Source organism: Clostridium phoceensis (assembly GCF_001244495.1).
Lineage (GTDB): Bacteria > Bacillota > Clostridia > Oscillospirales > Oscillospiraceae > Lawsonibacter > Lawsonibacter asaccharolyticus.
This window is the reverse complement of the sequence record NZ_LN866274.1, coordinates 2464143-2488197: the sequence shown is the minus strand read 5'-3', so window position 1 is coordinate 2488197 and position 24055 is coordinate 2464143. Positions and strand designations below refer to the sequence as shown.

Sequence of the window (24055 nt, the reverse complement as noted above, 5' to 3'; positions counted from 1 at the left end):
CGGCGCGGCGCGCGGCTCCGGCGGACCCCGTTCCCCCCGCCGGTCTCCCTATGGGGTCCGCGCCCTGCGTAGGGGCGGGCTTGGCCCGCCCGGCTTCGGCGGCAGGGTGTCCCCAAATGGATTCCGCCCCGCAGGGCGGAGCCTTTCTGACAAATCATGACTGAGACGGGGACAGTGGAAGGACGCCCCCTCATCCGTCACAGCTTCGCCGTGCTACCTCCCCCCCTCTGGGGGGAAGGCTTTCCGGGCAGCTGGAAGCCGCCCCTTCGGGATGTTTTCGGTCTTTGTGCAGGGGCGGGCTTGGCCCGCCCGGCTTCAGCGGCAGGGTGTCCCCAAATGGATTCCGCCCCGCAGGGCGGAACCCCCCTGACAAATCCTGTGACTGAGACCGGCCCGGTGGAAGGACGCCCCCTCATCCGTCACAGCTTCGCCGTGCCACCTTCCCCCCTCTGGGGGGAAGGCTTTCCGGGCAGCTGGAAGCCGCCCCTTCGGGATGTTTTCGGTCTTTGTGCAGAGGCGGGCTTGGCCCGCCCGGCTTCGGCGGCAGGGTGTCCCCAAATGGATTCCGCCCCGCAGGGCGGAACCCCCCTGACAAATCCTGTGACTGAGACCGGCCCGGTGGAAGGACGCCCCCTCATCCGTCACGGCTTCGCCGTGCCACCTTCCCCCCTCTGGGGGGAAGGCTTGAGGTGGGGACACGGCATATGCCGCGACACCTTTCCTCTAAGGAAAGGTGTGTGGGAGCTTCTATGGGGCCCCTCAAGGGCTTCCAGCGGGCGGAAGCTGTTCCCCCTGCCGGACGGAGAACACGATGTGGAGCATATCCATCCCATAGTAGTGCTTTATGAAAGAGCCCCGCTCCTCCATCCCGATGCACCGAGCTACTCTTTGGGATGCAAGGTTGATGTCCCGGATGATGGAGAATACCTCCTCAAATTTTAGGGCTGAAAAGGCATGGTCCCGGCAGGCCCGGGCCGCCTCAACGGCGTAGCCCTTGTGCCAGGCCGTCCGCTCCAGAAGATAGCCAACCTCGGGTATCCGTGTGCCATCTCCCAGCCCCTGCCAAGTGAGTCCGCACTGGCCCACCATCTCTCCGGATGTTCTCTCCACTGCTGCCCACAGGCCGAAGCCATCCTTTCGATACCGCGCCTGCTGGCGGCGAAGCCATTCCCAAGCCTCCTGGTCTGAAAAGGCATGCTCATAGGCGTACATTACTGACCGATCCTGAAGCATCCGGCACAGGGCAGGAAAATCTCTGTCCGTCATTTCCCGCAGTATCAGTCGGTCAGTCTCTAAAATAGTCTCAGCCATCTCCCAGCACCGCCTTTACCAGCTCCTCCGGCGTCCGGGCCAGACAGTCGGCCCCCTCCGCCTCCAGCTCCGCCCGTCCGCGGAAGCCCCACAGCACGCCGCAGCTGGTCAGGCCGCCGTTCCTGGCGGTGCGGATGTCCACATCGCTGTCCCCCACGAACAGAGTATCCTCCGGGGAGGCCCCCATCTGCTCCATCAGCCGGTGCAGCAGGGTGGGGTCCGGCTTGGTGGGCAGGCCGGGCAGGGCCCCCTGCACCCAGGGGAACTGCCCCGGGTAGTAGTCCTCCACCACCGGGCCCGCCAGCGCGTGGGCCTTGTTGGACAGCACCGCCGTCCGCACCCCCGCCGCCCTCAGCCGCTCCACCGCCTCCGGCATCCCGGCATAGGGGGCGGTCTTGTCCGCCCTGTGGGCGCCATAGCGCTCCGAGAACTCCTCCAGGGCCCGGGCCAGCCCCTCCGGCGTCCGCTCCGGGGCCGGAGCAAAGCGCTCCACCAGCCGGGGTATCCCGTTGCCCACGAAGCGCTTGTACTCCTCCACCGTGTGGAGGGGCCACCCGTGCCGGGCGCACACCCAGTTGGCCGCATCCGCCAGGTCGTCTATGGTATTGAGCAGAGTGCCGTCCAGATCAAAGATCACATTTTGGAACATAGCGGCCCGGCCTCACTCGTAGACCCCGATCTCCATGCCCCCCAGCTCCACCCGGGTATCCCGGGGAAACTGGGCCCGCTGGAGATAGGCCTTCACCGCCATCTGGGCGAATTTGGGGTTCACCTTCTCGTCCTCCAGCTCCAGATCCAGCCGTCCGCCGGGGCCGTCCGTCTGGCCGCCGCACACCGCGCCGCCGTCCTCCAGCACCTCGTTCAGCTCGCCCACCACGTCCGCCAGGCTCTTCCCCTGGGGCAGGGCGGTATAGTGAATATAAAAATCCATGTCGGTCCCTCCCGATCCTTTCGTCGTCGTTTACTGGGTCTGCCTCAGCCGCTCCGCCTGGTCGGCGGCGGCCAGGGCGTCCATCAGCTCGTCCAGGTCCCCGTCCATCACGCTCTCGATCTTGTACAGGGTCAGCCCGATGCGGTGGTCCGTGACCCGCCCCTGGGGAAAGTTATAAGTCCGGATGCGCTCGTTGCGCATCCCCGTGCCCACCTGGCTGCGGCGCTCGGCGGTGAACTCGCTGCTGCGCTTCTCCTGCTCCGCCTCGTACAGCCGGGAAGCCAGGATGCGCATGGCCCTGTCCCGGTTCTGGAACTGGCTGCGCTCCTGCTGGCACTCCACCACCATGCCTGTGGGCCTGTGGATGAGCCGCACCGCTGAGGAGGTCTTGTTCACATGCTGGCCCCCCGCCCCGGAGGCGCGGAACACCTGCATCTCCACGTCCGCCGGGTCCAGGTCCACCTCCACCTCCTCCATCTCGGGCAGGACGGCCACCGTGGCGGTGGAGGTGTGGATACGCCCGCCGGACTCGGTCTCCGGCACCCGCTGGACCCGGTGGACGCCGCTCTCGAACTTCATCCGGGACCAGGCCCCGTCCCCCTCGATAGTGAAGGAGATCTCCTTTACCCCTCCCAGTTCCGTCATGTTCAGGCTGGCCACTTCCGTCTTCCAGCGACGGCTCTCGGCGTACATGGAGTACATGCGGTGGAGGGAGTGGGCGAAGAGGGCGGCCTCCTCCCCCCCCACCCCGGCCCGGATCTCCACGATGACGTTCTTCCCATCGTTGGGGTCCCTGGGGAGCAGCAGGACCTGGAGCTCCCGCTCCAGCCGCTCCAGCTCCTGCCTGGCCTGCTGCTGCTCCTCCTGGGCCAGCTCCCGCAGCTCCGGGTCGGAGAGCAGGGCCCCGGCCTCTTGCTCCCGCTCCCGGGCCCGGAGGTAGGCCCGGTATGTCTCCACCACCGGGGACAGCTCGTTCTGCTCCTTGTTCAGCCGGGCCACCTGGGCGGGGTCGTCATAGGTCTCCGGCGCGGCCAGCCTGGCCTCGATCTGGCTGTATCGGGCCTCCACGGCCGCCAGCTTGTCCAGCATGGGCATGCTCCTTTCCGCTTGATGCCCGCCCCAGGCGGTCCACCATGATATATTCCTCTTCTGTCTCCCGTACTATACGGAATCCCACTCTCCGATACAGGCGGACCGCCGGGTTCCCCTTCTGCACGGACAGGGAGACCTGACGGACCCCCTCCCGCTCCAAAGCATCCATCATGGCGCGCAGCAACTCTGTTCCGATGCCCTGGCCCCGGTACTCCGGATACAGCGCCGCCGCAAGGGAGGGCGTCTCATCGTCGATATGTCCGTAGTCATCCATAAGCCGGCACCATACACTGCCCACCACCCGGCTTCCGTCCACCGCTGCCAGAGCCCGGTCCAGCGGTCCACTTCCAAATCCTTGGAAATAGACCCGCAGCTCCGGCCGGTCTGCCACCGACCTGGGCGGCGGAGCGTCCCCCGGCGGGACGTAGATCGCCTCATAGAGGAGGTCCTTCAGTGTCTCATACTCCTCCACCTGCATATTCCGAATGGTGATCTGATCCACAGCTGCCTCCTCTCCCCCGGCCCCTCACCGGTCCAGGAAAAATGACTTGACCAGGGCCAGCGGCTCCCGCACATACATGTGCAGCCGGGAGGGCAGGTGGCTGGAGGGGGCCGCCAGGGTGGAGACACTGTCATATCCGGCCCGTTCCGCCAGCATCCGGGCCCGGGTCAGGTGGAAGCCGTTGGAGACCACCACCACCCCCTGGGACAGATCACAGCCCTCTGCCTCCAGCAGCTCCCGGGAATAGCGCAGGTTCTGGTCGGTGTTGTGGGACCGCTCCTCCAGAAGCAGCTGGTCCTCCTCCACCCCCCGCTCCATCAGGTAGTCCGCCATGCACCGGGCCTCGGTGACGGGCTCGTTGTCCCCCTGGCCCCCGGAGACCACCACCGTCAGGTCCGGGTGGTCCTCCAGGTAGTCCAGCGCCCGGTCCAGCCGGTCCCGCAGAAGGATGGAGGGCTCCCCGTCGGGCATCACCTGGCAGCCCAGCACCACCATCGCCCGGGGATCCCCCTGGATATGGTCGTAGGAGCCGTAGAGCACCGCGCCGAACAGCCCGGCAAAGGTCACGGCCCCGGCCAGCACCGCCGAGAGCAGCAGCTTCTGCCAGAGACAGAGCTTCCTTCCTTTATAACTGCTGATCTGCCGCTTCATCCTCTGGCCTCCTCCAGCTCCGCCGACAGGCGCTCCCAAGTCCCGTACAGCTTCAGGATCTCCTCCTCCAGCGCCTCCCGCTGCTCATACAGCTCCTGGAGCTTCAGATAGTCGGAGGCGGCCTCCTCGATCTGGAGCCCAAGCTCGTACATTTGTTCCTCTGCCTTAGCCACCGCCCGCTCGGCGGCGGCCACCTCCTTCTCCAGGTTCTTGGTGCCGCCGGGCCGCCGGGGCTTCTCCTTCTTCTCCGCCGGCGCCGCCGCGGGGGCGGGGACGGCCTGGGCCTGCTTCCTCTCCCGGGCTGCCCGGTACTCGCCGTAGCTGCCCCGGAAGTCGGTGACCTGCCCGTCCTCCAGCACCCACACCCGGGTGGCGAAGCGGTCGATGAAGTAGCGGTCGTGGGAGACGAAGAGCAGGTTGCCCTCGTACTCCTCCACCGCCTCCTCGATCCANCCCCACCTAGATGGGTATAAGGGCCGGGGCGGGGCCGGCCTGGGCCTGCTTCCTCTCCCGGGCTGCCCGGTACTCGCCGTAGCTGCCCCGGAAGTCGGTGACCTGCCCGTCCTCCAGCACCCACACCCGGGTGGCGAAGCGGTCGATGAAGTAGCGGTCGTGGGAGACGAAGAGCAGGTTGCCCTCGTACTCCTCCACCGCCTCCTCGATCCACTCCCGGCTCTGGATGTCCAGGTGGTTGGTGGGCTCGTCCAGGATCAGGAGGTTGATCTTCTCGTCCATGAGCATGCACAGCCGCAGCCGGGACTGCTCCCCGCCGGACAGGGCGGAGACCGGCTTGAATACGTCCTCCCCCCGGAACTTGAAGGAGGCCAGCCGGTTGCGGGCGGTCTGGGCGGTGCAGTCCAGCTCATAGAGCATGGTGTCCAGCAGGCTGCGCTCCGGGTGGTCGAAGTGGATGATCTGGGGCAGGTAGCCGATCTTCACCGTGGGGCCCATGCGGATCTTCCCCTCGTCGGGCCCCTCCTCCCCCATCAGGATCTTGATGAGGGTGGATTTGCCGGTGCCGTTGTCCCCCAGCAGGGCGATGCGCTCGCCCCCCACCACCTCCAGGTCCACCCCGGAGAACAGGGCGCGCTGGCCGAAGGATTTGGACAGCCCCTTGATGGTGAGCACCTCATCCCCCCGGAACTCCCGCTCCCCGAAGCGGACCTCCATCTTCCGCTCCCGGGTGGGCCTGTCGGTGGTCCGCATCCGCTCGATGCGCTTCTCCATGGACTGGGCCCGCTTGAAGATCTTGTCGTTGCCCGAATAGGCCCAGATCCGCAGCTGCTCGGCGGCCTTCTCCAGCTGCTGGATCTTGGCCTGCTCCTTCTCATACTGCTTCAGCTTCTCCTGGTAGCGGCGCTCCTTCTCCACCACATAGAAGCTGTAATTGCCGGAGTAGAACTCCGCCTTCCCCTCCTGGATCTCGATGACCCGGTCCACCACCCGGTCCAGGAACCAGCGGTCGTGGGAGACCGCCAGCACGGTGCCCTTGAACTTGTCCAGATACTCCTCCAGCCACTCGGTGGCCTTCAGGTCCAGGTGGTTGGTGGGCTCGTCCAGCAGCAGGATGTCGGTGTCCTCCAGGATCAGCCGGCCCAGGTTCACCCGGGTCTTCTCCCCGCCGGAGAGCCGGTCGAAGAGCTGTTCCCGCATCCCCGGGCCGATCTGAAGGCCGCTGCACACCTTGTTCTTCCGGGTGTCGGTGTCATAGCCGCCCCCGGCCTCGAAGGCGGCGGTGAGCTGGTCGTACCGGCGCAGCAGGGCGGGGTCCTCCCCCCGCTCCATCCGGGCGGCCAGCTGCTCCATCTCCTCCTCCATCTCCCGCAGGGGGCGGAAGGCGGTGTCCAATACATCCTCCACCGTGTAGCCGGCGGGGTAGACCGGGATCTGGGAGATCAGGCCCACCCGCTTGTCCGGGGCCAGGACCACCTCCCCCTCGTCCCAGTCCAGCTGGCCGGTGAGGATGCGCAGCAGGGTGGTCTTGCCGCAGCCGTTCTTGCCCAGCAGTCCCACCCGCTCGCCGGAGTCCACCTGAAAGGTGAGCCCGTCCAGTATTTTTTTGCCGACCTCAAATTCCTTGACCAGGCCGGAAATGGCGATATCGATCATAACGGTCCTCTGTCTCTCCTGTGTTGGCCTCTGGGAAGGGCCCTCCCGCAGGCGGGCCTTCCAAACGGTCCGTCCGCGGGAGGGCCCTGGGGGTCACTCCGCCTCCGGGGTGATGGAGAGCAGGTAAGCGGTCAGCTCCTCCAGCTCCATCCCGCGGGACGCCTTCACTAAAATGGTGCTGCCCGGCCGGACCAGCTGGTCCAGGACAGGCTTGGCCTCCGCCTTGTCTTTGCAGTGGTACACCAGGGGCACGCCGGAGTTCCGGGCCCCCTGGGCGATGTGCTCCGCCAGCTCCCCCACCGCCACCAGGCAGTCGATGCGGGCCTTGCCCAGGCACTCCCCCACCCCCGTGTGCAGGGCGGGGGCGAAGGGCCCCAGCTCGAACATGTCCCCCAGCACGGCGATGCTCCACTGGCTGCGCCGGTCGGACAGCACGCTGATGGCCGCCCGCATGGACTGGGGGTTGGCGTTGTAGGTGTCGTCCAGGATCACGATCCCATCCCCCCGGTAGAGGATATTCATCCGCATCCGGGTGGGGACGAAGCGGAGGATGCCCTCCACGATCTGGTCCTGGGTGAGCCCGAACCGCTCCCCGATGGCGGCGGCGATGAGGGCGGGGTAGATCATGTGCTCCCCCAGGGCGGGGATCCCCACCTGCCGGTCCATCCGGGGGGTGGTCATCTGGCAGAGGATGCGGCTGTCCCCGTCCCCCTCCAGCCGGCGGGCCCGGTACTCCAGGCCCTCCTCCCGACCGCAGAAGACGGCGGGCACCGGGGTGCGGCCCCGGAGGGATGCCAGCATGGGATCATCCCCGTTGAGCACCACCAGCCCGCCGGGCCGGATGTGGGGCAGCAGCTCGCACTTGGCCCGGAAGATGTTCTCCCGGCTGCCCAGGCGCTCGATGTGGGCGTCCCCGATGTTGGTGATGACTCCCACGTCCGGCTGGACGATCTCCCCCAGGTAGTCGATCTCCCCCGGGCGGTCCATCCCCATCTCCAGCACGCAGATCTCACAGCTCCTGTCCAGCCGCAGCAGGGTCAGGGGCAGGCCGATGTTGTTGTTGTAATTGCCCTCGGTCTTGAGCACCCGGTACCGGGTGCTCAGCACGGCGGCGATCATGTCCTTGGTGGTGGTCTTGCCCACGCTGCCCGTCACGGCGATGAAGGGGATGGGGAATCGGGCCTTGTACCATGCGGCCAGGTCCCGCAGGGCCCGCTGGGTGCTGGCCACCTTGATATAGAATCTGTCGGGGCGGTAGCTCTCCCGTTCCCGGGCGGTGAGGCAGCCCAGAGCGCCCCCCTCCAGGGCGGCGTTGATGTAGGCGTGCCCGTCGAACCGCTCTCCCACCAGGGGGATGAACAGGGAGCCGGGGTGGATGGTCCGGCTGTCGGTGTCCACCCGCTGGACGATCACGTTCTCATCCCGGAAGTCGCCCAGCAGCGTGCCGTGGACGGCCTCCAGAAGCTGGGCCAGAGTGATGGCTTCCATCTGGTCAGGCTCCTCCTTTTCTGGCTTTCAGAGACGCCTCCACGATGGTCTGGCACAGGGCGCCGTAGCCGATGCCCACCGCGGCCGCCTCCTGGGGCACCAGACTGGTGGGGGTCATGCCGGGCAGGGTGTTGATCTCCAGGAAATAGGGGGTCCCGTCCGGCGTCACGATAAAGTCCGCCCGGGCGTACACGGACAGCCCGATGGTCCGAAAGACGGCCAGCGCCGCCTCCCCCAGCCGCTGCTCCCACTCCGGGGGGATCTGGGCCGGGCAGACCTCCAGGGCCGCGCCGGGCTGGTACTTGTTCTCGTAGTCGTAGAAGCCCTCCTTGGGGATGATCTCGATGGAGGGCAGGGCCCGGTCCTCCAGCACCGCCACCTGGATCTCCCTGCCCTGGATATACTCCTCCAGCACGGTGCGGCCCCCCAGCTTCCGGCTCTCTTCCAGGGCCCGGCGCAGCTCCTGTCCGTCCCGGGCGATGAAGACCCCGATGGAGGAGCCGCTGTCCACCGGCTTGACCACCACAGGCAGGCGGGTCTGCCGGGCAAGCTCCTCCAGGTTCTCCTCCGTCACGGTGACGGAGCGCCAGGCCGGGGTGGTGACCTGACCCGCCACCAGGCGCTTGGTCAGGTCCTTATCCATGGCGATGGCGCTGGCCAGGCAGCCGGAGCCGGTGTAGGGCACTCCCAGCAGATCCAGGGCCGCCTGGATGCGGCCGTCCTCGCCGCAGGCGCCGTGAAGGGCCAGATAGACCACGTCCGCGCCGGCGCACAGCTCCAGCACCCCGGGGCCGATGGACGAGGGACTCCTGTCCCGGCGGGCGGCGCGCACCTGGGCCAGGTCGGGGGCCTGCCGGCCGATCCGCTTGAACGCTTGGGGCACCGGGACGTCGTAGAGGGCCTCTGCCGGGCCCTCCACCCCCTCTGTCCCGAAAAACAGGTCCACCAGCGCCACCTGATGGCCCTGCTCCCGCAGGGCCTCGCTCACCATAGCGCCGGAGGACAGGGAGACGTTGCGCTCCGGGCTGAGCCCGCCCGCCAATACCACGATCTTCATCCTATTCAACACCTCATCAGGTCTGTCTTATAATAATATGCCAGCCAAATATTTTAGCACATATCCCTGAAATACTCAATGGCCTTTTCTCATTTTGCCTCCTTCCACGGGAATTTTATCCCTTTTCCCCCGCTTTTGCGCTCTGTCCCGCCCTCCTTGCCGTTGAACTCACCCAAATCTTATGATATGATGGCCCGTGTGGTGACAAAAACAGAGGCCGGATCTGCATCTTTTCCGCAGAGCCCCGGGAAATTCCCTCAGCCGTCACCGCACGCGCCAAGAAAGAACGCTCCGCCCGGCGGGCGGGGCACCCCTTTGGAAAGACGAGGTGGGACCTGTGTCCGATCAATTCTCCCGTTCCCGCATGCTCCTGGGCGACGGCCCCCAGGAGCGGCTCTTCCACGCCTCTGTGGCCCTCTTCGGGGTGGGCGGCGTGGGGGGCTTCTGCGCTGAGGCCCTGGCCCGGGCCGGCATCGGCGCCCTGGACCTGTACGACGACGACACCGTCTCCGAGAGCAACCTGAACCGGCAGCTCATCGCCCTCCACTCCACCCTGGGCCGCCCCAAGGCGGAGGTGATGGCGGAGCGGGTCCGGGACATCAACCCCGCCTGCCGGGTGCGGGCCCTGCGGATGTTCTACCTGCCGGAAAACGCCGGGGAGGTGGACCTGTCCCGGTACGACTATGTGGTGGACGCGGTGGACACCGTCTCCGCCAAGCTGGAGCTGGCCGTCCGCTGCCAGGCTCTGGGGGTCCCGCTCATCAGCGCCATGGGCTCGGGCAACAAGCTGGACCCCTCCGCCTTCTCCGTCTCCGACCTGTCCAAAACGGAGGGCTGCCCCCTGGCCCGGGTGATGCGGAAGGAGCTGCGGAAGCGGGGCATCCACCACCTGAAGGTGGTCTGGTCCCGGGAGGAGCCCCGCGCCCCCCTGGCCCCCCCGGAGGCGGATCTCCCCCCCGGCGGAGACACCCGCCCCGCCTCCTCCCCCCGCCGGGCCGTCCCGGGCTCGGTCTCCTTTGTCCCCGGCGCCGCCGGGCTGGTGCTGGCCGGGGCGGTCATCCGGGATCTGGCCGGTCTCTGACCGCCTCAAAAAAGCTGCCCCCTGTATAGGAACAGACCTATACAGGGGGCTTTTTTCACTCTTTTTCAGTCCCGCCGGGCTCAGCCCAGGATCAGGGGGCCGATGAAGGAGTACGCCACCACGAAGACGCAGGCAAAGGCAACGCTGATCCAGCAGGCCTGGAGGGCCTCCTTGGTGTTGCTGCACTGGGCGGTGCCCAGCTGGCCGGCAAAGTTGGTGGTGGGATAGGCGGAGCCGGTGAGCCGGGTGGCCGCCAGGATGGAGACGGCGAAGCAGCCCATGGGCAGGCCCACCTGGGTGGCCAGACCGCCGAACATGTCGGTGATGATCTGGATCTCCGCCACGGCGGCCGCCTCGATGCCGAAGCCGCCCACCACAGAGGCCACCAGCATGACGGCGGTGGGGCTGTTGCCCGCCAGGCCGCCCAGCAGGTTGGAGAGGGCGTCAAAGCCGCCGCCCAGGGTGACCAGGTTGAGCAGCACGTCGATGCTCACAAAGATCAGGAACATGTTGGCCTGGGAGGCCACGCCCTTGGTGATGCAGTCCACGGAGCGGTCGATCTCGATGCCGCCGAAGATGGCCACCACGGCAGCCAGGACGATCATGACCATCAGGGCGTAGTTGGTGCCCTGCTTGGTGGCGATGCCGTAGCCCACCAGAAGGACAAAGGAGATCAGGAAAGCGACCGTGGTCCGCTTCTGACGGGGGGTGATGACCACCTGATCCAGGTGCTGCACGTCCTCCCCCAGGGCATAGCCCTCCTTGCCGAAGGTGCGCTTCTGGGCGCGGTTCGCGCCCACCCAGGCGCCAGCCAGCCAGAACACGGCGAAGGGGATGGCCGCCTGGATCATCAGCTCGCCGTAGGACAGGCCGGTGACCTCCATGGTGATGAGGGTCACGCCGGTGAGGGGGCCCAGGATCAGGCCGATCTCACCCGCCACCTTGAACAGGGTGGCCACCACGGTGGGGGTGACCCCCAGGGAGGCCATGATGGGCAGCATGATGGGGGCGATGACGGCGTTGCCGCCGCCCAGGGTGCCCAGCAGGCCGCAGACGATGATGGACACCACCACCAGGGCGATCTTGCCTTTGGTCTGGGTGTTCACGCCGATGCGCTTGACGATCCAGTAGACCAGGGTGTGGGTGACCCCCGCCTCGCTCATCAGCACGCCCAGGCCGGCGCCCATCATGATGATGAGGCCGATCAGGGCCGTGGAGGAGCCCAGCGAGGTGGCGAAAGCCTTGGCCATGGCCCCCAGGTCCTGCCCCAGCAGCAGAGCGCCCACCAGCACGCCCACCATGATGGCGGACACGTTGCTCTTCCCCCGGAAGATCAGCACGATCATGACCACCAGGGGGATCAGAGCCAGCAGAGAGGGCGCCTGAATGATAGACCAACTACCTAATTCCATATCTGTTTCTCCCTTCTGTCCGCCCCGGTCCAGACAGGCAGGCCGGGACGGCTCACACATATTGTTTTCTCCCTGTCCTCAGACAGGTCCTCCGCTCTCGCGCCGGATGACCGCCCCCTTTCTCCCTCCGGCAGACCTGCCCTGGCGCAGGGCGAATTCGCCCCCCACCAGCACATGGCAGATGCCCTCCGGCTTCCGCACGGAATCGGTGAACTCCGAGGTGTCCCGGACCCGCTCCGCGTCAAAGACTGTGATATCGGCGATCCGGCCCTCCGCCAGGGTGCCCCGGTCCCTCAGGCCCAGGATGTCCGCCGGCAGGCCGGTCAGCTTGTACACCGCGTCCTCCAGCGGCATCAGCTGGTGCTCCCGCACCAGCCGCAGGAAGCGGGGGAAGGTGCCGAAGCTGCGGGGGTGGGGGTCGGTGATGGTAATGGAGCGGTCAAAGGACAGGCCGTATCCGTCGCTGCCCACCGCAATGTCCATGTCCTTCATGATGTTGAGCATGTCGCCCTCATCGATGGAGAAGTAGATGCAGGCCACCCGGCCGCCGCAGCAGTCCAGGGCGTGGACCACCGTGTCCGCCGGGGACAGCTTCAGCTCCTCCGCCAGCTCCGCCACGGTCCTGCCCTCCCACTCCGGGCGGCAGCCGTGAGTGCCGGCGATCATCACCCGGTCCGCTCCGCCGCGGTCCTCCATCTCGGCGGCGATCTCCGCCTTCAGCTGCCGGGAGGGGTCCCGCAGCCGCTCCAGCAGGGCGGCGCGGCCTCCGTCGTGGGCCCACTTGGGCACCAGGGCGGTCATAGAGGTGGAGGTGGCGGTATAGGGGTACTGGTCGCAGGTGACGTTCAGCCCCTCCCGCCGGGCGGCCGCCAGCTTGTCCAGCAGCTCCCGGGAGCGCCCCCACTGGGGCCTGCCCATCAGCTTCAGGTGGGAGATCTGCAGGTGCACTCCAGAGCGGCGGGTGATGTCCAGCATCTCGTCCACTGCCTGGAAGATGCGGGGCCCCTCGTTGCGCATATGGACGGTGAGCAGGGCGTCGTACTTCTTCAGCACCTTGGCCAGCTCCACCAGCTCCTCCCGCTTGCAGAAGGCGCTGGGGGGATAGATCAGCCCCAGGGACATGCCGAAGGCGCCCGCCCTCAGCTCCCGCTCCAGCAGGTCCTTCAGCCGCTCCATCTCCTCCGGTTCAGGGTCCCGGTCCACAAAGCCCATCACCGCCCCCCGCAGGGTGCCGTGGCCCACCAGCTGGCCGTAGTTGGCGGTGCAGCCGTGGGCCGCCACCGCCCGGGCATACTCCTCCACCCCGTACAGGCCGTCCAGGCTCCGGTCCTTCTCGTTGAGGACCACCTGACTGAACATGCTGGTGTCATCAAAAAAGTATTGGACGATCTCCCGGCTGTTCTCCGGCAGGCTGGGCAGGATGGAGGTGCCGCAGTTGCCGGTGATCTCGGTGGTGATGCCCTGGAAGAGCTTGCTCTCCGGCTGGAAGCTGAGCAGGGGGCACGCATCGGAGTGGCTGTGGATGTCGATGAAGCCCGGGGCCACCGTCAGCCCGGACACGTCCACCACCTCCCGTGCCTCCTCCCCCGCATCCGGGGCGATGCGGGCGATGCGCCCGTCCCGGATGCATACGTCGGCGGCATAGGGCCGGGAACGCGTTCCGTCCACCACCGTGCCGCCCCGCAGGATCAGATCATACAAGGCTCCTTCCCTCCTTTTTTCTCCAGAGGCCCGCCGGGGGAGCCGCCCTCAGCTCCCCCGGCCATCTCTCCCCGGAAAGGGGAGGGATGACCGCCGCGGCGGTCCCTCTATATTGGCAGGCCAGATTGTCTCAGACCTTCTTCAGCACCGTGCCCGTTCTGGAGCCGGTAGCCGCGCCGTCCTTCAGGGCGAAGGTGCCCCCCACCAGCACGTGGCGGATGCCCGCCGGCTTTTTCACCGAGTCGGTGTACTCCGACAGGTCCCGCACCTGCTCCGGGTCAAAGACCGTGATGTCGGCGATCCGGCCCTCCTCCAGGGTGCCCCGGTCCTTCAGGCCCAGGATGTCCGCCGGCAGGCCGGTGATCTTGTACACCGCGTCCTCCAGGGGCATCAGCCTGTGGTCCCGGGCCAGCTCCAGGAAGCGGGGGAAGGTGCCGAAGCTGCGGGGATGGGGGTTGGTCCGGGTGATGGACCGGTCATAGGAGAAGCCGTATCCGTCGCTGCCCAGTGCGATGCGCATGTCCCTCATGATGTTCAGCATGTCGTCCTCGTTGATGCAGAAGTAGATGCAGGCCACCGAGCCCTCGCAGGCGGACAGCACATGCATCACTGTGTCCACCGGGGACAGCCCCAGCTCCTCCGCCAGCTCCGCCACGGTCCTGCCCTCCCACTCCGGGTGGTAGCCGTGGGTGCCGGAGACCATCACATGGGCCGGGCCGCCCCGGTCCTCCATCTCCGCCGCCGTCTCGTCCTTCAGCCGCTGGTCGGGGGCCTTGACCCGGGCCACCAGGGCGGACACGCCGCCGTCGTGGGCCCACTTGGGCAGCAGGGCGGTCATGGAGGTGGAGGTGGCAGTGTAGGGGTACTGGTCACAGGTGATGGTCATCCCCTCCTGCCGGGCCGCCTCGATCTTGTCCAGTAGCTCCTGGGAGCGGCCCCACTGGGGCTTGCCCATCAGCTTCAGGTGAGAGATCTGCAGGTGCACCCCGGAGCGGCGGGTGATGTCGATCATCTCATCCACTGCCTGGAAGATGCGGGGCCCCTCGTTGCGCATGTGGACGGTGAGCAGGGCGTCGTACTTCTTCAGCACTTTGGCCAGCTCCACCAGCTCCTCGCTCTTGCAGAAGGCGCTGGGGGGATAGATCAGCCCCAGGGACATACCGAAGGCGCCCGCCTTCAGCTCCCGCTCCAGCAGGTCCTTCAGCTGCTCCATCTCCTCCGGTTCAGGGTCCCGGTCCACAAAGCCCATCACCGCCCCCCGCAGGGTGCCGTGGCCCACCAGCTGGCCGTAGTTGGCGGCGCAGCCGTGGTCCGCCACCATCCGGGCGTACTCCTCCAGGCCGGACACTCCCAGCTGGGGCAGGCTCCCGGCGGGCAGCTCCAGCTGGCTGAAGAAGTAGCGGCCGATCTCGTCCCGGCTCTCCGGCGTGCTGGGCAGGATGGAGATGCCGCAGTTGCCGGTGATCTCGGTGGTGATGCCCTGGTGCAGCTTGCTCTCCGGCTCATAGTCCACCAGGGGGCAGGCGTCAGAGTGAGTGTGGATGTCGATGAAGCCGGGGGCCACCGCCAGTCCGGACACGTCCACCACCTCCCGGGCCTCCTCGCCGCCCTCCGGGGCGATGCGGGCGATGCGCCCCTCCCGGATGCAGATGTCAGCGGCATAGGGCTGGGAACGCTTCCCGTCCACCACCGTGCCGCCCCGCAGGATCAGATCATACATAGGGATACCTCCATTCTTTCTGCTGTCTCGCTTGTCTGTTGGGATGCAAAAGGACGCACCTGCCCGGCGGGGCGTTCCGTCCCGCTGCGGTTCAGTGCGTCCTGCTACTGGATGGCAGAAAGGACAAGTCCACTTCCCGCCGCATAGCAAAATGCTGACTATTCACGCGCCTGACTGGTGCTGTCCAGGAACTTCATCCGGGCGGACCGGGCGGCGGCGTACAGCACCCGCTTGGAGTCCCCCAGATAGTTGTCCAAAAGGCTGTTCCGGATCTCCTCCAGGTCGTCCACCAGGCTGTGCCCCACAAAGACGGAGCGGAGGAAGCGCCGGGTCAGCTCGCAGACCATATTGGTGTCTGCGTCCACGATCAGGCCGGTGGCCCGTTCCACCACCAGGATGAGGATCACCTTCTCGTGGGCCAGGTAGATGGGGTTGGTCTTCTCCGGGCGGGCGTCCCCCACCACGCAGATATGCTCCCCCGGGTTGAAATCCAACATAAAAAACATCCCTAAGTTTGTTGCTGTTATCAAATTACCACAAAAGCGGGGCCTTGTCAACCGCCCCGCTCCAACATCCCAGGAAAATCGCTGTGTCAGCCACAGCTTTTTCGTTGTGGCTGAGGCGAGGTTTGGATGGAAAGATGTTCTTGACAGCGCTCCCGTCCCCCGCGGGGGAAAAATGGTCCCCTCCCCCCTCTCTCCTCCGCCGCCCGGCGCGGCACCGTGACCATCGCTCTTCCTATCACTATAACAGAGATACCAATGACATTTTCTATTTCTCTGACTGTTACTGTTACGGGGCCCTAATTGCACGGAAATGTGCCACTTTCTCCCCCCTTTTCCGTTAGGAGTAAGGAGGGATGCGGATTGGAGAACGCGAAACGGGGTTTTGTTTTCTACTTTGACAACTACTTTGTGGTGGAGGACCTCCCCCCGGACCAGCGGGGGTGGCTGCTGTCCGCCCTGTGCGTCTACGCCGAGCGGGTGTGGCGGGACCCGTCGGTGACCATGGAGGAGATCCTGGACCACTACCCCCAGATGTCCGGCCAGACCAGGATCGCCTGCGGCTTTCTGGGAGCGGCCGTCCTGCGGGACACCCAGCGGTGGCTCAGCCAGCGGCAGGCCCGGGCCCTGCGCCGCCAGCAGGGGGACCGTCCGGGCAGGCCCCCGGCTCCCGCCCGGGAGCGCTCCTGGAGCCGGGAGCAGGACATGGAGCTGACCCGGAAGCTGGCCGCCCGCCTGCGGGAGGAGGCGGCCATGGCGGAGGCAGGGGGAGCAGAGGGACAGGACTGACAGGACCGCATGGGCGCGCCCATGCGGTCTGTTATCCCGGGCAGTGAAGGTGAACTGGCTGCCGCCGGCGTGGGTCCTGTCCCTGGCGGCCGCGATGGCCCGCCGGCAGGTGCCTGCTCTTCCGACGCCGGTCCTGTGATGCCGGAGAACGCGGAGATCCACTTAAAAAAGAGCATGGCCAACACACAAAAAAAGAGTGAAGGATCTCCCTCCACTCTTTTTTCTGAAGATGCAAGTAAGCCTGTAAGCCGGGTTCTGTCTTTTAAGACAGCCATCTATCTCGACGCACCGTTGCCGGTGCGCTCCAGCCGCCTCCCCGGGACGGTCGGGCCGACCTGTGTGTCCCTCCACGGCGTTGCTCCGGATAGAGTTTACAGCGACGGACAGTTCCCAGCCGTCGGGTGAGCTCTTACCTCACCTTTCCACCCTTACCTCACCGGCGCAAGTTTCATATCCCTCGCTTCCCCCAAGGGAAAGCTCGCTCATTCCACCGCGCCTCCTCCCCCGCTCACGGGGGATCGAGGCGGTATATCTCTGTTGCACTTTTCCTAGGGTCGCCCCCGGCGGGTGTTACCCGTTATCCTTGCCCTGCGGAGCCCGGACTTTCCTCACAGGCGGGCCTTTCGCCCCGCCCGCGCGGCTGTCCAGCTTACTTGCCCGTCTATGATACAGGAAAACCGGCGGATTGTCAAATCCATCTGCGGATGACCCGCCGCTCAGTCTCCCAAGGCCTCCCGCTGGGCCACGATGACGGGCTTGTTGTAGCAGGAGAAGGCGTCCTCCACCAGCACCGGGTCGGGCTTGCGGGTGAAGAGGCTCACCACCGGCACGATCACCAGTCCGGCCAGCATGCAGAAAGCGCCGGCGTTGATGGGCGACTGGAGCAGAGCTGGAAAGCGGGAGCCCACGAAGATGTTGGACAGCATCACCACAGTGGAGAAGAGAAAGCTGGCCCAGCAGGCGGCGGAGGTGGCCTTCTTCCAGTACAGGCCGTAGAGGAAGGGGGCCAGGAAGGCGCCCGCCAGCGCGCCCCAGGACACGCCCATGAGCTGGGCGATGAAGGTGACGCTGGACCTGTACTGGATGATGGCCAGCACCACGGAGATGGCGATGAAAACCACGATCAGGCCCCGGATGATGCGGATCTGGCGCTTCTCATCCATATCTTTGATGAAGTGGTCCTTCAGGAAGTCCAGGGTGAGGGTGGAGCTGGAGGCCAGCACCAGGGAGGACAGGGTGGACATGGAGGCGGAGAGCACCAGGATGACCACCACGGCGATGAGCACATCGGACAGTCCGGAGAGCATGGTGGGGATGATGGAGTCATATCCGTTGGCCGCCACGTCGATCTGGTCGGAGAAGAGCCGCCCGAAGCCGCCCAGGAAGTAGCAGCCGCCGGCCACCAGCAGGGCGAATACGCTTGAAATGACGGTGCCCGTCTCGATGGCCTTCTCGTCCCGGATGGCGTAGAACTTCTGGACCATCTGGGGCAGGCCCCAGGTGCCCAGCGAGGTGAGCAGCACCACGCCCAGCAGGTTCAGGGGGTCGGGGCCGAAGAAGGAGGCGAAGACGCCGGGGATGTCAGAGACGGCGGGGTCGCTCACCTGGGCCAGTCCCTCCAGGGCGGCCATAAAGCCTCCCTGGCTGTTGAGGACGGCGGCGATGACGGCGCAGATGCCCACGATCATGATGATGCCCTGGATGAAGTCGTTGATGGCGGTGGCCATGTAGCCGCCGGCGATGACATACACCCCGGTGAGTACCGCCATGACGATGACACACACGGAATAGTCGATGTTAAAGGCCATGCCGAACAGGCGGGACAGTCCGTTGTACAGCGAGGCGGTGTAGGGGATGAGGAAGATGAAGATGATGACTGAGGCGGCGATCTTCAGCTTGTCGCTGCTGAAGCGCTTGCCGAAGAACTCCGGCATGGTGGCGGAGCTGAGGTGCTGGGTCATGATGCGGGTCCGGCGGCCCAGCACCGCCCAGGCCAGCAGCGAGCCCAGCAGGGCGTTGCCGATGCCCGCCCAGGTGGCCGCAATGCCGTACTTCCATCCAAACTGTCCGGCGTAGCCCACGAAGACCACGGCGGAGAAATAAGAAGTGCCGTAGGCGAAAGCGGTGAGCCAGGGGCCCACAGAGCGCCCGCCCAGCACAAATCCGTTCACATCCGTGGCGTGGCGGCGGCAGTACAGGCCGATGCCCACCATCACGCCGAAGAACACGATCAGCATACCCAGTTTGACGATCATAGCGATCACACTCCCAAAAAACTTTCTCGCGTTAAACTGTAACGCACAAAAGCAATAAAGTCAAGAGTTTTTTTCAGCTGATCCTCCCACGCCTCCGGGGCGGCTGGAAGCCGCCCGAAAAGCCTTCCCCCCTCATGGGGGAAGGTGGCGCGGCGTATGCCGCAACGGATGAGGGGTCTTCCCTCCCTCGACCCCATATCAATCCTTAGGATCTGTTAAAGAGGTTCCGCCCTGTGGGGCGGGTTTCTTTCTGAGCGATCAGAAAGAAACCAAAGAATCGCCGGGTGACGCTCCCGGCGGGACCACGGCTCCACATCCGTTCCGCCTAGGTCCCGCAGTCCGCTTTCCCCCGGACCCCCGATGCGGGGGACACGGGCCTTGGGTATGGCGCCGGCGTCCGGCGCGGGTGGGGGACGACACCCGCTTCCCCCGTTTGTGCTGCCGCCGTTGGTGGGTCCAATGGGCGCGCAGACCCCACGGTGGTGTCGCGCCTACCCTGGCAGAATAGGGACAGCCGGTGTAAAACCGGCGGGCGCATGATATGCGCCCCTACGCAAAGACCGAAGGGAATCCCGTATTTCGTCAATTCGCCTGAAATCTTTCTCCCCGGCCCCCGATGGGGCAGACTGTCCCCATCCAGGGGTTGCAAAGGACAGGGAGAAGTGATATAATATCATCGCTTTTTAATGAACTCAGAGAAGGGAACGAGAGATATGTCCGGACATTCCAAGTGGCACAATATCCAGAAGACCAAGGGCGCGGCGGACGCCAAGCGGTCCCAGATCTTTACCAAGATCGCCCGTGAGATGATCGTGGCGGTCAAGACCGGCGGCAGCGGCGACCCCGCCAACAACTCCCGCCTGGCCACCGTCATCGCCAAAGCCAAGGCCGCCAACATGCCCAACGACAACATCAAGCGCACCATCGACAAGGCGCTGGGCTCCGGCAACACCGACGACTTTGAGAACGTGGTGTATGAGGGCTACGGCCCCAACGGCGTGGCCGTCATCGTAGAGGCCCTCACCGACAACCGCAACCGCACCGCCCCCGAGGTGCGCCATCTGCTGGACAAGTACGGCAAGGGCCTGGGCGCCACCGGCTGTGTGTCCTGGTCCTTTGACAAGAAGGGGGTCATCGTGCTGGACGCCGAGGACCTGGACGAGGACACCGTGATGATGGACGCCCTGGATGCCGGCGCCGACGACATGCAGGCTGACGACGAGGTGTTCGAGGTCTACACCGATCCCGACGCTTTCAACGCCGTGGTGGCCGCCATGGAGGCCAAGGGCTACACCTTCCTGGAGGCGGGCGTGCAGATGGTGCCCCAGAACTATGTGAAGCTCACCGATGAGGAGGACATCAAGAACATGACCAAGCTCATCGAGTTCCTGGAGGACAATGACGACGTGCAGAACGTCTACCACAACTGGGAGCAGGACTGATCCCTCCGTCCCTGCCGGCAAAGAGCGGGACCGCTTTCGGGCGGTCCCGCTCTTGTTCTGTCCCTGTGCTCCCGGAGCCTGCCGGGCCCTCATCTCCATGCGGGACGCGGCCTCGCTCTTCTTCCCCGCCCTCTCCCCCCTCTTCCGGGGAAAACACCGAGCGGCAGGGCTGACGCCCCGCCGCTCCAGTCCAGACGATCCAACTCTCCAAATGCCCTGCTGGCCCTCCACTCACTCCATGAGCCGGAAAAATTCCTCCTCGCTGAGCACCGGGACGCCCAGCTCCTGGGCCTTGCGCAGCTTGGAGCCGGCAGCCTCCCCCGCCACCACATAGGTGGTCTTCTTGGACACGGAGGAGGCCGCTTTGCCCCCCCGGTCCTCGATCATGGCCGCCGCCTCCTCCCGGGTGAGGCGCTCCAGGGCGCCGGTCAGCACGAAGGTCATCCCCGCAAAGCGCTGGTCCTCCCCCTTCTCCGCGGCGGCGGTATTCACCCCTGCCTCCCGCAACCGGGCCATCAGGTGCCGGCTCTGGGGGCTGGCCATCCACTCCAGGACGCTCCGGGCGGTGATCTCCCCGATGTCGTCCACGGCGGTGAGCTCCTCCAGGGTGGCGTTCTCCAGGGCCTCCAGGGTCCCAAAGCGGGCCGCCAGGACCTTGCCCGCCTTCTGCCCCACCTGCCGGATGCCAAAGGCGTAGATCAGCCGGGACAGGTCCTGCTCCTTGGAGCGCTGGATGGCGGCCATCAGGTTTTCCGCCGACTTCTTGCCCATCCGCTCCAGCTGGGCCACGTCCTCCTCCTTCAGGAAGTACAGGTCGCCGGGGGTCTTCACCAGCCCCGCGTTCACCAGGTTCTCCACCACCGCGATGCCCAGGCCCTCGATGTCCATGGCGTCCCGGCTGGCGAAGTGGGCCAGATTGCGCAGCAGCTGGGCGGGGCACTCCGCTCCGGTGCAGCGGATGTGGGCCCCGTCCTCCTCCCGCTCCACCGGAGCGCCGCACACCGGGCAGACCTGGGGGAAGCGGTAGGGCTGGGTGCCTTCCGGCCGCTCCTCCGCCACCACGGACAGCACCTCCGGGATGATCTCCCCCGCCTTTCGGACCAGCACCGTGTCCCCGACGCGGATGTCCTTCTCCGTGATGAAGTCCTGGTTGTGGAGGGTGGCGCTGGTCACGGTGGTCCCCGCCAGCCGCACCGGTTCCAGCACCGCTTTGGGGGTGAGCACCCCGGTGCGGCCCACCTGGACCGTGATGTCCACCACTCTGGAGGGCTTCACCTCCGGGGGGTACTTGTAGGCCGCCGCCCAGCGGGGGAATTTGGCCGTGCTGCCCAGCAGTTCACGTTCTGACAGGTCATTTACCTTTACGACCGCTCCATCGATATCGAAGGGAAAGCTGTCCCGCTCCTCCCCGATCCGTGCGATGCGGGCAACCGCCTCCTCCACCTGGTCACAGCTGTAATGCGGGATCACTTTAAAGCTGTGTGTTTTCAGGTACTCCAGGGTTTCCAGATGGGTGCTGAAGGTCTCCCCCTCCACCCACTGGACGTTGAACACCAGGATGTCCAGGCGGCGGCGGGCCGCCACCTTGGGGTCCAGCTGCCGCAGGGAGCCGGCGGCGGCGTTGCGGGGGTTGGCGAAGAGGGGCTCCCCCCGCCGCTCCCGCTCCTCATTGAGGGCGTGGAACACCTTCTTGGGCATGAACACCTCCCCCCGCACGATCAGCCTGGCGGGGGCGTCAGGGATGACCATAGGGATAGACCGGACGGTGCGCAGGTTCTCGGTGACGTCCTCCCCCACCCGGCCGTCCCCCCGGGTGGCCCCCCGGACGAAGACCCCGTCCTCATACTCCAGCGCCACCGAGAGGCCGTCCACCTTTGGCTCCACCACATAGCGGGCGTCCGGCGCCGCGCCCCGCACCCGCTGGTCAAACTGGCGCAGCTCCTCAAAGTCGAATACGTCCTGGAGGGACTCCAGGGGCACCCGATGGACCACCTGCTGGAAGGCGTCCAGGGCCTTCCCCCCCACCCGCTGGGTGGGGGAGTCGGGGGTGATCCACTCCGGGTGGGCTGCTTCCAGCTCTTCCAGCCGGCGCAGCTTGTGGTCGTAGTCGTAGTCCGTCATGGTGGGGGCGTCCTGGACATAATACTCATAGTTGGCCTGCACCAGCTCCCGGCGCAGGCACTCCAGCTCCTGTTTTTCATCCATGAAAGGCATCTCTCCTCTGTATCACGCGGCCCCGTTCAGGGTCAGATATGTGTCGGGCACCGCCCCAACAATGACGGTCTCCGCCACCCGCAGGCCGGTCTCTACGGTCAGCTCCGTCTGCCCGCCGGGCAGGATCAGCGTCACGGGGACGGCCACCTCCAGCTCGATGCGGTGCAGGGTCTGGTTCACCCCCGCCTGGGAGAAGTCGCTGCGGAATTCCGCCGACACCGTCCCCACCCGCAGGGCCCGCACCCGCAGCTCCGGGCCCCGGGCCCACACCAGTTCGCTGTCCACCAGGCTGCCCAGGGGGATGCGGATCTCGGAGGCGTCCACCCCCTCCAGTGCGGAGAGGATCTGGGCCANCAGCGGACGGCCCGCAGGCGGCATCGCATATCCATATCCTCACCCCCTATGGGTCAGGATATTCATCAGGGCGCTTGGCCTATGTCAATCTTTCCCGCCCAGCAGCTCCTGCACCGCCAGCAGCACGCCCAGCCGGCCCGACTCGAAGGTGAGGCCGCCCTGGAGATAGACGGTGTAGGGGGGGCGCATGGGGGCGTCGGCGGACAGCTCGATGGAGGCCCCCTGGACGAAGGCCCCCGCGGCCATGATGACCTGGCAGTCGTAGCCCGGCATGTCCCAGGGCTCCGGCGTCACATAGGAGTCCACCGGCGCGCCGAACTGGATGCCCTTGCAGAACTTTTTCAGCGCCTCCGGCTCCCGCATATGGATCATCTGGATGATGTCATGGCGGACGGCGGAGGAGGCGGGCTCGGTCTCATAGCCCAGCAGCTCCATCACGCCGNGTGTATAAGCGCCGGCCCCCCGCCGATGCCCGGTGCGGTCAGCCGCATGGCCGCCCCCTCCACCAGGTCCCGGCGGCCGGCGATATATCCCCCCGTGGGGGCCAGTCCGCCGCCGGGGTTCTTGATGAGGGAGCCCACCACCAGGTCCGCCCCCACATGGGTGGGCTCTTGGGTCTCCACGAACTCCCCGTAGCAGTTGTCCACCAGGACGGCGGCGCCCGGGTTGACCTCCTTTACGATGCGGCACATCTCCCCGATCTCCGCCACCGACAGGGAGGCACGGGTGGAGTACCCCTTGGATCGCTGGATCAGCACCGCCTTCACCCGGGGGTCCGCCGCCGCCCGGGCCAGCCCCTCCAGGTCCGGGCAGTCATCCTTCAGCTCTACCTGCCGGTATTCCACCCCGTAGTCCCGCAGGGAGCCGTGGCCCTTGTCCGCCGTGCCGATGGCCCCCATCAGGGTGTCATAGGGGGCCCCCACCGCGGACAGGAGCACATCCCCCGCCTTCAGCGCCCCGAAGAGGGCGCAGGTGATGGCGTGGGTGCCGTTGACGAACTGGATGCGCACCAGGGCCGCCTCGGTGCCGAACAGGTCGGCGTAGATCTGGTCCAGCTGGTCCCGGCCCAGGTCGTCATACCCGTACCCGGTTGTGCCGGCAAAGTACCCCTCTGCCACCCGGTGCTTCTGGAACGCGGACAGCACCCGGGCGGTGTTCTCCTCGGCAATGGCGTCGATGCGTGCAAACTGCTCCGCCAGGCCCTGCCGGGCCTTCTCCCCCAGGTCCAGGACCCGCTGGCTTATCTGTAATGTCATATTCCTTGCTCATTCCTATCTTTCTTTGGTTTCATACGGGCTCTCCCCGCCCGGCCGCCCCCTCAGGGCTGCTCCAGCGGCCGCTGGGCCAGGGCGGCTGCCAGCTGGACGCAGGCATCCGCGTCGGACAGGCTGGCGGTCTCCGCCGGGGTGTGGATATACCGGCAGGGCACTGAGATGCCCCCGG

20 protein-coding genes, 1 other RNA gene and 1 pseudogene are annotated in these 24055 nt (G+C 66.3%); 3 read left to right on the top strand and 19 right to left on the bottom strand.

Translation table 11 applies throughout. The annotated features are described in order from the left end of the window. Positions 1–759 precede the first annotated feature (759 nt). From BN1969_RS12860 to BN1969_RS12815, 10 genes are all read right to left on the bottom strand, one after another. On the bottom strand, positions 760–1311 hold the full coding sequence (locus BN1969_RS12860) for a GNAT family N-acetyltransferase (RefSeq protein WP_050624660.1): 552 nt from the start codon (positions 1309–1311) through the stop codon (positions 760–762). After that, the gene (locus tag BN1969_RS12855) at positions 1304–1960 is read right to left on the bottom strand and encodes an HAD family hydrolase (RefSeq protein ID WP_050624659.1); all 657 of its coding nucleotides are present in this window, start codon (positions 1958–1960) and stop codon (positions 1304–1306) included. The genes BN1969_RS12860 and BN1969_RS12855 overlap by 8 nt, the downstream gene beginning before the upstream one ends. 12 nt (positions 1961–1972) lie before the next feature. Next, the gene (locus tag BN1969_RS12850; protein WP_050624658.1) at positions 1973–2242 is read right to left on the bottom strand and encodes a hypothetical protein; all 270 of its coding nucleotides are present in this window, start codon (positions 2240–2242) and stop codon (positions 1973–1975) included. 30 nt (positions 2243–2272) lie between these two features. After that, positions 2273–3331: a peptide chain release factor 1 gene (gene prfA, locus BN1969_RS12845; protein WP_050624657.1), complete on the bottom strand. Its 1059-nt coding sequence runs from the start codon at positions 3329–3331 to the stop codon at positions 2273–2275. Then, positions 3255–3836: a GNAT family N-acetyltransferase gene (locus BN1969_RS12840; protein ID WP_077138762.1), complete on the bottom strand. Its 582-nt coding sequence runs from the start codon at positions 3834–3836 to the stop codon at positions 3255–3257. Before BN1969_RS12840 ends, prfA begins: the two co-directional genes overlap by 77 nt. A 24-nt stretch (positions 3837–3860) precedes the next feature. After that, positions 3861–4487 (bottom strand): YdcF family protein, encoded by a 627-nt coding sequence (locus BN1969_RS12835; RefSeq protein WP_050624656.1) that lies wholly within the window; start codon positions 4485–4487, stop codon positions 3861–3863. After that, complete coding sequence (locus tag BN1969_RS12830; protein ID WP_050624655.1) at positions 4484–4924, bottom strand: hypothetical protein; 441 nt, start codon at positions 4922–4924, stop codon at positions 4484–4486. Before BN1969_RS12830 ends, BN1969_RS12835 begins: the two co-directional genes overlap by 4 nt. Positions 4925–4946: 22 nt before the next feature. After that, the gene (locus BN1969_RS12825; protein ID WP_082203590.1) at positions 4947–6596 is read right to left on the bottom strand and encodes an ABC-F family ATP-binding cassette domain-containing protein; all 1650 of its coding nucleotides are present in this window, start codon (positions 6594–6596) and stop codon (positions 4947–4949) included. Between the two features lie 93 nt (positions 6597–6689). Next, positions 6690–8084 (bottom strand): UDP-N-acetylmuramoyl-tripeptide--D-alanyl-D-alanine ligase, encoded by a 1395-nt coding sequence (locus BN1969_RS12820; RefSeq protein ID WP_050624654.1) that lies wholly within the window; start codon positions 8082–8084, stop codon positions 6690–6692. A gap of 4 nt (positions 8085–8088) precedes the next feature. After that, positions 8089–9141 carry a D-alanine--D-alanine ligase gene (locus tag BN1969_RS12815; RefSeq protein ID WP_050624653.1) on the bottom strand — a complete coding sequence of 351 codons (1053 nt, stop codon included), beginning with the start codon at positions 9139–9141 and terminating at the stop codon, positions 8089–8091. A gap of 337 nt (positions 9142–9478) precedes the next feature. Here BN1969_RS12815 and BN1969_RS12810 point away from each other — a divergent pair, with 337 nt between their 5' ends. Next, entirely contained in the window at positions 9479–10222 is a 744-nt protein-coding gene (locus tag BN1969_RS12810; RefSeq protein WP_050624652.1) for a tRNA threonylcarbamoyladenosine dehydratase, read from the top strand. A gap of 80 nt (positions 10223–10302) precedes the next feature. Here BN1969_RS12810 and BN1969_RS12805 read toward each other — a convergent pair whose 3' ends face one another. The 4 genes from BN1969_RS12805 to BN1969_RS12790 all read right to left on the bottom strand — a co-directional run bounded on the left by BN1969_RS12805 (position 10303) and on the right by BN1969_RS12790 (position 15552). Beyond that, on the bottom strand, positions 10303–11634 hold the full coding sequence (locus BN1969_RS12805) for a TRAP transporter large permease subunit (RefSeq protein ID WP_050625483.1): 1332 nt from the start codon (positions 11632–11634) through the stop codon (positions 10303–10305). 78 nt (positions 11635–11712) lie between these two features. Then, the gene (locus BN1969_RS12800; RefSeq protein WP_050624651.1) at positions 11713–13335 is read right to left on the bottom strand and encodes an N-acyl-D-amino-acid deacylase family protein; all 1623 of its coding nucleotides are present in this window, start codon (positions 13333–13335) and stop codon (positions 11713–11715) included. A 130-nt stretch (positions 13336–13465) separates the two neighbouring features. Further along, a complete protein-coding gene (locus BN1969_RS12795) occupies positions 13466–15055 on the bottom strand; it encodes an N-acyl-D-amino-acid deacylase family protein (RefSeq protein ID WP_050624650.1) in 1590 nt (529 codons plus the stop codon). Between the two features lie 158 nt (positions 15056–15213). Continuing rightward, complete coding sequence (locus tag BN1969_RS12790; protein WP_050624649.1) at positions 15214–15552, bottom strand: DUF3870 domain-containing protein; 339 nt, start codon at positions 15550–15552, stop codon at positions 15214–15216. A 369-nt stretch (positions 15553–15921) separates the two neighbouring features. Here BN1969_RS12790 and BN1969_RS12785 point away from each other — a divergent pair, with 369 nt between their 5' ends. Next, the gene (locus tag BN1969_RS12785) at positions 15922–16347 is read left to right on the top strand and encodes a DUF6291 domain-containing protein (protein ID WP_050624648.1); all 426 of its coding nucleotides are present in this window, start codon (positions 15922–15924) and stop codon (positions 16345–16347) included. 228 nt (positions 16348–16575) lie between these two features. Here the strand turns inward: BN1969_RS12785 and rnpB are convergent. Both rnpB and BN1969_RS12780 read right to left on the bottom strand, forming a co-directional pair. After that, positions 16576–17003: RNase P RNA component class A (gene rnpB / locus BN1969_RS16860), an RNA gene on the bottom strand. Between the two features lie 60 nt (positions 17004–17063). Next, on the bottom strand, positions 17064–18602 hold the full coding sequence (locus BN1969_RS12780; protein ID WP_050624647.1) for a sodium:solute symporter family protein: 1539 nt from the start codon (positions 18600–18602) through the stop codon (positions 17064–17066). 713 nt (positions 18603–19315) lie between these two features. On the opposite strand from BN1969_RS12780, the gene BN1969_RS12775 reads away from it, so the two are divergent. Beyond that, a complete protein-coding gene (locus BN1969_RS12775; protein WP_050624646.1) occupies positions 19316–20044 on the top strand; it encodes a YebC/PmpR family DNA-binding transcriptional regulator in 729 nt (242 codons plus the stop codon). 231 nt (positions 20045–20275) lie between these two features. Here the strand turns inward: BN1969_RS12775 and ligA are convergent, their stop codons facing one another. The 3 genes and pseudogenes from ligA to BN1969_RS12760 form a co-directional block, all read right to left on the bottom strand. Then, positions 20276–22249 (bottom strand): NAD-dependent DNA ligase LigA, encoded by a 1974-nt coding sequence (gene ligA / locus BN1969_RS12770; RefSeq protein ID WP_050624645.1) that lies wholly within the window; start codon positions 22247–22249, stop codon positions 20276–20278. Between the two features lie 21 nt (positions 22250–22270). Next, positions 22271–22636 carry a sporulation protein YunB gene (locus BN1969_RS12765; protein ID WP_050624644.1) on the bottom strand — a complete coding sequence of 122 codons (366 nt, stop codon included), beginning with the start codon at positions 22634–22636 and terminating at the stop codon, positions 22271–22273. Positions 22637–22696: 60 nt separating this feature from the next. Further along, positions 22697–23868: pseudogene (locus tag BN1969_RS12760) on the bottom strand (methionine gamma-lyase family protein). Positions 23869–24055: the final 187 nt, after the last annotated feature.

Excerpts from the sequence above, each read along its gene's own strand:
- BN1969_RS12835 (WP_050624656.1), bottom strand. The coding sequence starts at position 4,487 with ATGAAGCGGCAGATCAGCAGTTATAAAGGAAGGAAGCTCTGTCTCTGG.
- BN1969_RS12825 (WP_082203590.1), bottom strand. The coding sequence starts at position 6,596 with ATGATCGATATCGCCATTTCCGGCCTGGTCAAGGAATTTGAGGTCGGC.
- BN1969_RS12860 (WP_050624660.1), bottom strand. The coding sequence starts at position 1,311 with ATGGCTGAGACTATTTTAGAGACTGACCGACTGATACTGCGGGAAATG.
- BN1969_RS12850 (WP_050624658.1), bottom strand. The coding sequence starts at position 2,242 with ATGGATTTTTATATTCACTATACCGCCCTGCCCCAGGGGAAGAGCCTG.
- BN1969_RS12775 (WP_050624646.1), top strand. The coding sequence starts at position 19,316 with ATGTCCGGACATTCCAAGTGGCACAATATCCAGAAGACCAAGGGCGCG.
- prfA (WP_050624657.1), bottom strand. The coding sequence starts at position 3,331 with ATGCTGGACAAGCTGGCGGCCGTGGAGGCCCGATACAGCCAGATCGAG.
- ligA (WP_050624645.1), bottom strand. The coding sequence starts at position 22,249 with ATGGATGAAAAACAGGAGCTGGAGTGCCTGCGCCGGGAGCTGGTGCAG.
- BN1969_RS12795 (WP_050624650.1), bottom strand. The coding sequence starts at position 15,055 with ATGTATGATCTGATCCTGCGGGGCGGCACGGTGGTGGACGGGAAGCGT.
- BN1969_RS12805 (WP_050625483.1), bottom strand. The coding sequence starts at position 11,634 with ATGGAATTAGGTAGTTGGTCTATCATTCAGGCGCCCTCTCTGCTGGCT.
- BN1969_RS12855 (WP_050624659.1), bottom strand. The coding sequence starts at position 1,960 with ATGTTCCAAAATGTGATCTTTGATCTGGACGGCACTCTGCTCAATACC.
- BN1969_RS12815 (WP_050624653.1), bottom strand. The coding sequence starts at position 9,141 with ATGAAGATCGTGGTATTGGCGGGCGGGCTCAGCCCGGAGCGCAACGTC.
- BN1969_RS12780 (WP_050624647.1), bottom strand. The coding sequence starts at position 18,602 with ATGATCGTCAAACTGGGTATGCTGATCGTGTTCTTCGGCGTGATGGTG.
- BN1969_RS12790 (WP_050624649.1), bottom strand. The coding sequence starts at position 15,552 with ATGTTGGATTTCAACCCGGGGGAGCATATCTGCGTGGTGGGGGACGCC.
- BN1969_RS12820 (WP_050624654.1), bottom strand. The coding sequence starts at position 8,084 with ATGGAAGCCATCACTCTGGCCCAGCTTCTGGAGGCCGTCCACGGCACG.